General features: G+C 48.0%; 6 protein-coding genes and 1 pseudogene. All 7 read right to left on the bottom strand.

Going from position 1 to position 6,422, the window contains the following annotated elements; all coding sequences use genetic code 11:
- Positions 1–179 precede the first annotated feature (179 nt).
- Positions 180–761 (bottom strand): LOG family protein, encoded by a 582-nt coding sequence (locus tag RIN49_RS18385; protein WP_309121614.1) that lies wholly within the window; start codon positions 759–761, stop codon positions 180–182.
- A gap of 19 nt (positions 762–780) precedes the next feature.
- Positions 781–1,101: a MazG nucleotide pyrophosphohydrolase domain-containing protein gene (locus tag RIN49_RS18380; RefSeq protein WP_309121613.1), complete on the bottom strand. Its 321-nt coding sequence runs from the start codon at positions 1,099–1,101 to the stop codon at positions 781–783.
- 440 nt (positions 1,102–1,541) lie between these two features.
- On the bottom strand, positions 1,542–2,396 hold the full coding sequence (sigJ, locus tag RIN49_RS18375; protein WP_309121612.1) for an RNA polymerase sigma factor SigJ: 855 nt from the start codon (positions 2,394–2,396) through the stop codon (positions 1,542–1,544).
- Positions 2,397–2,541: 145 nt separating this feature from the next.
- A complete protein-coding gene (locus tag RIN49_RS18370; RefSeq protein WP_309121611.1) occupies positions 2,542–3,369 on the bottom strand; it encodes an NAD(P)H-binding protein in 828 nt (275 codons plus the stop codon).
- Between the two features lie 90 nt (positions 3,370–3,459).
- On the bottom strand, positions 3,460–4,080 hold the full coding sequence (locus RIN49_RS18365; protein ID WP_309121610.1) for an FMN-dependent NADH-azoreductase: 621 nt from the start codon (positions 4,078–4,080) through the stop codon (positions 3,460–3,462).
- A 639-nt stretch (positions 4,081–4,719) separates the two neighbouring features.
- Positions 4,720–4,930, bottom strand: a pseudogene (locus RIN49_RS28850) (extracellular solute-binding protein); the annotation flags it as partial.
- Between the two features lie 557 nt (positions 4,931–5,487).
- A complete protein-coding gene (locus RIN49_RS18360) occupies positions 5,488–6,411 on the bottom strand; it encodes a carbohydrate ABC transporter permease (RefSeq protein WP_309121609.1) in 924 nt (307 codons plus the stop codon).
- Positions 6,412–6,422: the final 11 nt, after the last annotated feature.

Here is a 6,422-nt window from a genome sequence, read left to right as displayed (position 1 = left end):
AAACTGGGGACAGATTCTGCTGCAGCTTTCAGTCTTCTTCCCCGACCGAATTGGACCTCATCTACCTTAAGCGGTCCATAGATTTTCTTTTAGGAGTGTTTACACAAAATTCTTGACAGACCCAAAAAGGCAGCCCTAGTTGGCTGCCTTTACTTAAATGGGCTGTTCCTATTTTTATTTCATGTGTGCTGTTCGGTGAGATACGTTTTGACTGAAGGAGCTTTATATATCGAGAACTGCTTAAGAATCCCTTCCGGAGTATCATCTGTAATGACCATAGCACGATACTTCGACTGCATGAATTGGCCGCGTTCCATAGTATCAAACATGGATACAAGTGGATCAAAATATTGATTGATATTCAGCAATCCACACGGCTTTTGATGTAATCCTAACTGGCCCCATGTAAAGATCTCAAAATACTCTTCTAATGTTCCAGGTCCACCAGGAAGTGCAATGAATCCGTCTGCCAACTCAGCCATCTTTGCTTTACGCTCATGCATGGAATTCACCATTATAAGCTCTGTTAAGCCTGTGTGCGCTATCTCACGATTTTGGAGAAATTGAGGGAGCACTCCAATAACAGAACCTCCATACTCCAGTGCAGCATCAGCAACAATTCCCATAAGTCCGACATTAGCTCCACCGTATATTAGAGTGATTTGGTGTTTGGCAAGCTGTTGGCCTAATTTAACTGCGCTATCTTTATAAATTGAAGAAGCTCCTTCACTAGAACCACAAAATACAGCGATTGATTTCATAACCCATCTCCCGTTTATTCTAATTTTCCGAGTAACGTGCCTGAAGCTTTTGTTTATGCGATATTAGAATATCTTCAAGCGATATATCATATTTATTTGCGATCACAATGAGATTCCCTAAAACATCTCCAAGTTCTTCTGTTAATTCGGATTTATTTTCTTGAAATGTACCTGCAATCTCATCTGGACGATCTCTACCAATCTCTAGTGCACGAATTGCACGAGCTACTTCTCCGGTTTCCTCAGCAAGAAATCCAATACGGACAAAGATATCTAAGTCTGACCAGTTGCGGTACTTGTAATACTCCTTCACCCATTGTTGAAATTCAATTATATCCATGTTTCCCTCCGACATAATAAGATTACACGATCCCAAAAATACGAAAATAGTAATACCAAATTTATATTTAACAATCTATTTAGTCAATTTCCTTGGTTGCATTCTGTGGATTAATGATTGAACTAACCTACCCAGTTACCGAAATGAACTTAAGGCAAGGTTATGGGTATATTCATAAAACCTATAAGGGAAAAAAATAAGATAAAGCTATATTTCCGGCAAACTAATGATTCATAACCCGGCAGGTTTATGGGTTAAGTCACATTTCCCTCTTGTCACCTAACCCATAAGATTGCTGCTTTGGCAAGCTTATGCTTCCAATTGGCCGTGGCAAATTTACGCTTCTAAAACAAAAGAAGCCCTTGATTTATTAAGGACTTCGCCAAATGACCATCTCATTCCCGGTTCCTTATTTTTATGAAAAATCTGCACTCGACTACCTAAACCCGAGTAAGCTTATCCGGGTTTCTTATAACGTAGATTCTATCAAACTTTCCGCGTCGGTGTTGTAAATATATAGCGGCCACGGTCTCGTCCCCTGAACGAAGTACGATAGCGGTCTCACCGTTCAGGGATGCAAACTTGGAGTGAAGACTTCCCTGAGACTTTAAGCCATGGAGCGCGCCGGCAAGGATAAGGGCCACTTGCTCGCGCGTTTGTATCGGACGCGTAGCCGCGATTACTTTCCCACCCCCGTCGGTGAAGAGCATGACGTCTTCGCTCAGCAAGGATAGCACATGATCGACGTTACCTTGCTCGAGGGATGCGAGGAATCGGCGGACCCATTCCAATTCGATCGCTTCGGCCGCGACCGGCTCCTCCTCGGATATTCCCATCTTGCTTCTTGCCCGGCTCATCAGCATGCGGCAATTTGTCTCTCGCTTGCCGAGCAGTTCGGCGATGTCGGGGTAATCGAATCCAAGCGCTTCGCGAAGGACGAAAACCGCCCGCTCTGTCGGCGATAGCCTCTCGAGCAGTACGAGCATGCCGTAAGACAGCAGATCGCGGCGAACGACCGCTTCGAGCGTATCCGCCTCCGGCGTCCGAATCGGTTCGGGGAGCCAAGGACCGACGTACACTTCCCTCCTCCTCCGCGCAGACTTCTGTAGATCGAGACAGCGATTGGTTACCATTTTGCACAAATAAGCCTTCGGTTCCTCCAATGTTTCGGGATGTACGTCACAGGCCTTAAAGAATACGTCCTGCACCACATCCTCAGCGTCTGCCGCAGAGCCTGTCAACTGATAAGCCAGCGTGAACAGCAGAGCTCTATATTGATCGTACAGTTCCTCCATCCGCCGTCTCACCTTTTCCTGCTAGAAATATTGCAAACTTGCTCCCTTTGTAACTATCGAAGCATAATGGCGTTCCCAATCGCAACAGTTTTCGGCATCTTTAGCCGCGTTTATTGCCGAGATTCCAGTAACAATTGTTGAAGTGTTACCGAAAAGCCTCGGAATGATCGATCGCCCACTGTTTGAAGGTGCGAGGCGCCCGACCAGTTACTTCTTCCACTGTAGGAAGCACAGCAGAGAGTCTCTGACCTTGCTTGGACAGATCAAAGAGTGCATCGACCATTTCTGCAGGCATGTGACGAAGCAGGTGTTCATGAGCGATGTCGTCCGGGATCGTTTCAAATCCGATATCGCGCCTCAATACTTCGCCAAGTATGCGCACTTGTTGTCTACGAGTTAGCGGTTCAGGTCCGGTTAATGTATAAATCTTCCGTTCGTGTCCGCCGTCTGAGCTTAGAGCTTTCGCTGCGACGGCGGCAATGTCCCGCGAATCGATGATTGGAATGCTGAGGTCGCCGAACGGTACCCGGACTCCCCCCTCGGACCTGATCGAATCTTTCCATCGGTACGCATCGGTCATGAAGCCGTTGGGCCGCAGGAATGTCCAGGACGCGCCCGATTCCCGGACTGCTTGCTCGGCATTGAAGTGGAGTCGCGCAATGGCGTTTTCTGCTCCAATTTCAACCGTTGCCGCAGAGAGCAATACGATATGCCGAATTCCGGAATGCCGTGCGATCCGCGGGAAAGTAAAGTCGGCGGCTAGCGGTAACATCCAAAATACTTTTTCTACGCCTTCCAAAGCCGCTTGAAAAGTCTCCGGCTTCAATAGATCTCCGGCTACCCCCTCAACCCCTGCAGGAAAATTCGCCTTCTCCGGATTGCGGCTCAACGCCCGTACCTTTAAGCCATCCTTATGCAGTAGCCGAACAACTTCACGGCCTACCGAGCCAGTGGCACCTGTAACTAAGATCATGTCTTTCACATCCTTCGCTATTACTCTTTTATGTCGTTTGAACACGATACCGCCAAGGACGCCGGTATAGTACTATGCGCTTATAGTGAACTAGAAGCCGGTAGCTATTTTAACCGCTTCTGCTAAGCCGGTTTCGATGATATGCTGAGCACGATCTTGGAATTGCAAATGGCCTTCTACGATAACCATTTCAATATCCGTTATTCCCCAGAAACCGAGCATGCTTTTCACGTAGTTCACAGACATCTCCTTTTGAGCCAGCGGGCCTTCGGAGTAAACACTACCTCGTGCGTTAAGCAGTACGACTTTCTTGCCGCCTTGCAGCCCTACCGGACCTTGTGCCGAATAAGAGAAGGTTTTGCGCGGTTGGCTTAGATAGGACAGATAGGTCAGCAATTGAGCCGGAATCGTAAAATTCCAAAGGGGGAACGCGAATACGACTTTATCGGCTGCCAGGAATTGATCTGCGTAGCCGTTCGCGATAGCGACTGCGTTCTGCTCCTCGGTTGTAAGTTCATCGCCCTTAGAAAGCTTGATAATGCCCGAAAACATTTCGCCGTTGTAGTAAGGCAGCTCCACTTCGAAAAGGTTTAATTCCGTAATATCGTCGTTCGGGTTTTTCGCCCGGTACTCGCTTAAGAAAGCGTCGTACAGCTTTAAGCTGATGGATTGATCCCGATTGTTAGCTTTAACGAATAAAACATTCGCCATTTTAATCATTCCTCCCGGAATTTAATCGAGGTTTTCTTACTACTTGATCATGATCACGCACAACACGGTAAACCCTGCAAATCCACAAATCCGCCTCTGAAAATAATCATGGTAAAGCATTCATCGATCCTCATCTCCCTTTACGTTTTGCACATATAACGACGTACGGCTCTGATTTGTAACATTGATATTCCATAACTTTGTCGATCACTTGTCTGATAAACCTATTGAAACGAGTGACCGCGCCGGACGCGGATTGGAGTAACAGGTGGGGCCGGCTACTTTCGCTACGTTCCCAGATCCGCATGAAAACAAAAAAACTTGCCTACTCATGGCAAGCTTTTGTAAGCCGTAAGACCATAATGTTCTACCCGTCGCCGGGGTCGACGCGCCGAAGCGTCGCTTCGCCTTCCTCCCCGTCGTATTGCCGCGAATGTAGAGGGACATGGCTTGTGCGGGAGCCAGCTTATCGGGTTTTTCATCAATAGATCGATAAATTTCGGGTAACCGTCTTCCATCGTGTAGCTGACGCCCTCGGTACCGAAGTTGAAGAACATATGGCCTTCCTCGCTGTAGGCATATTCAAGCATCTTCATCGCCAATTCTACATTCCCGGACGTTGCGGAACTCGCAACCATTCCACGGGAAGGAATAGTAACATCCGGTATCGGTTTTGACCATCTTGTCGATTTCCGGATTTTTCCTGGAGAAATTTCTTGTAATTCGGCGCGTACTGATCGATCAAGTCATTTCATTTTAGAATATACCCGTCGTTAATCGCCTTTTCCGGTCCTCCCGGGAAATTCATGAAGTTTTTTTCGATCAGATCCGGCAAATTGCCCGACGCGAGTCCTCGCCGACGGCTTTTCGTTCGGCTCGGCCGGCGGCGGAGCGTTCTGTCCCGTTTCGCTTCCCCCGGCACATCCCGCAAGAGCGCTTCCTACTAGCACCGCGGTCAGGAGAGCGGCTATGGATTTCGTTTTTTTCGTCATACTCACTCTGATGAACCTCGTTGATCGACATATATGGTTTGAGTGCGCTTGCAGCGACTCATGACTTCACTATAAGCCTGAATGGGCAGGGACAGGTTTTTCTTTTCACTCCGGCGCTTTCGCGTCGCCCTCGCAGAAGGACTGCCAGACCCCGCGCGCAACGGAAACGATCATTGGCGGCGGCACGTCAGCTGATTAAATCCAGCCACATACTTTCAAGAAAATTGCTCAGCTTCATGAAAAGCGATTTTGATTTCGGCGTCAATAATCCGGTCTCGCAGCGGGCCGCCCAGCCTGTTCATGCCGTGCATATCCAGTATATACCTGGAAATCATGTGCGAAGAATCAACCGAATCATGAAACGCCCACTCCTCTATTCGTCATAGAAGGGTGGGCGTTAGTCGTTGATCGGCTCCTATCCTTTAATAGAACCGAGCAGTACTCCTTTAATAAAAAACCTTTGCGCAAACGGGTACATCGCAATCATCGGAATCGACGAGATGACCATTGCCGCCAGCTGAAGAGTTTTGGCTGTAACTTCTCCCTGACCTGCCGCCTTGGAGAAGAGCTCTGCAACCGCGGGATTCGTAGAATTCACGATGTTCGCCATCTGGTTCACCGCATCCGCCGACTGAATCAGCTTTAAGATCAAATACTGCAGCGTCTGCAAATGCGGGGATTGGGTAAAATACAGTGTCGCTCCGTAATCATTCCAAATGCCGACAGCTGTGAAAACCGAAAGAGCGGCCAAAACCGGCTTCGATAACGGGACGACGATTCGGAAGAATATGGTGAACTCATTCGCTCCGTCCATTTTGGCTGATTCAAACAGCGCATCGGGAATCGCCTTGAAATTTGCATTAAAAATAATGACGTTCCAAAATCCGAGAAAAAGTCCGGGGAGGATGTAAACCCAGTAGTTATCATACAACCCGAGCCAATTCATCAACATAAAGGATGGAATCAGCCCTCCGCTAAAGTACATGCTCGCAAAGCCGATTACCGCATACCATGCTTTCCCTTTTAAATATGGACGGGAAAAAGCGTACGTAAACATCGCCGTATACAGGATAGACACAGCCGTTACAATTACCGTTCGCGACCCGCTGATCCATGCAGCCTTAAGCATGCCCGGGTCCGCCATCACCGACTGCCAGCTCGCCCATGTAAATTCCCTTGGCCATAGAAATATCGGTCCACGCACCAGATCGTCGCCTGTATTTAAAGAATTCACGATCGAAAACCAAAACGGATACAACGTCAAGAGCATCACAATGACCATGATGATAACATTCAATACCGAAAACATACGGTCTCCCCAGCTCCTGCCCCCGACCATACCGGACACCT

The sequence above is a fragment of the Paenibacillus sp. genome (assembly GCF_031177825.1).
GTDB lineage: Bacteria > Bacillota > Bacilli > Paenibacillales > YIM-B00363 > Paenibacillus_AE.
The sequence above is the reverse complement of the archived record's forward strand: the minus strand, read 5'-3'. Positions and strand labels throughout refer to the sequence as shown.

What these genes read in the sequence shown, in the direction of transcription:
- RIN49_RS18365 (WP_309121610.1), bottom strand. Translation starts at nt 4,080, where the DNA reads ATGGCGAATGTTTTATTCGTTAAAGCTAACAATCGGGATCAATCCATC.
- RIN49_RS18385 (WP_309121614.1), bottom strand. Translation starts at nt 761, where the DNA reads ATGAAATCAATCGCTGTATTTTGTGGTTCTAGTGAAGGAGCTTCTTCA.
- RIN49_RS18380 (WP_309121613.1), bottom strand. Translation starts at nt 1,101, where the DNA reads ATGGATATAATTGAATTTCAACAATGGGTGAAGGAGTATTACAAGTAC.
- RIN49_RS18370 (WP_309121611.1), bottom strand. Translation starts at nt 3,369, where the DNA reads ATGATCTTAGTTACAGGTGCCACTGGCTCGGTAGGCCGTGAAGTTGTT.
- sigJ (WP_309121612.1), bottom strand. Translation starts at nt 2,396, where the DNA reads ATGGAGGAACTGTACGATCAATATAGAGCTCTGCTGTTCACGCTGGCT.
- RIN49_RS18360 (WP_309121609.1), bottom strand. Translation starts at nt 6,411, where the DNA reads ATGGTCGGGGGCAGGAGCTGGGGAGACCGTATGTTTTCGGTATTGAAT.